Genomic DNA, 636 nt, shown 5'->3' with positions numbered 1-636 from the left:
CCTTTACAATTTACATCAGTTTTAGTATTTATGGCTGCAGTTAAAGCAAGTTCAGGTTCTGTAATTGTTATTTGTTCGGTATCGGTACAGCCTTTTTCATCGGTCACAGTTACGATATAAGTTCCCGCAATTAAGTTATTGGCTGTAGCTGAGGTTTGAACAGGCGAAGTATTCCAGGAATAAGAATAAGTTCCTGTTCCACCAGTTGCCGAAGCTGTTGCAGATCCTGTTGCGTCACCTTTGCAGTTTACATCAGTTTTAGTGTTTATTGCTGCGGTTAAAGCCAATTCAGGTTCCGTAATTGTGATTTGTTCGGTATCAGTACAACCTTTTTCGTCCGTCACCGTTACGATATAAGTTCTCGCAATTAAATTATTGGCTATAGCCGAAGTTTGTGCTGGCGAAGTATTCCAGGAATAAGAATAAGTTCCCGTTCCACCAGTTGCCGAAGCTGTTGCAGATCCTGTTGCGTCACCTTTACAATTTACATCAGTTTTAGTATTTATGGCTGCAGTTAAAGCAAGTTCAGGTTCTGTAATTGTTATTTGTTCGGTATCGGTACAGCCTTTTTCATCGGTCACAGTTACGATATAAGTTCCCGCAATTAAGTTATTGGCTGTAGCTGAGGTTTGAACA

Annotated in this window: 1 protein-coding gene; it reads right to left on the bottom strand. The window is 40.3% G+C overall.

Annotated features, from left to right (window positions below):
* A partial coding sequence (locus EAH81_RS27280; protein WP_194150838.1) for a SprB repeat-containing protein occupies positions 1 to 636 on the bottom strand: 636 nt, incomplete at both ends.

Origin of the sequence: Flavobacterium pectinovorum (assembly GCF_006438875.1) — a bacterium.
Lineage (GTDB): Bacteria > Bacteroidota > Bacteroidia > Flavobacteriales > Flavobacteriaceae > Flavobacterium > Flavobacterium pectinovorum_A.
The sequence above is the reverse complement of the archived record's forward strand: the minus strand, read 5'-3'. Positions and strand labels throughout refer to the sequence as shown.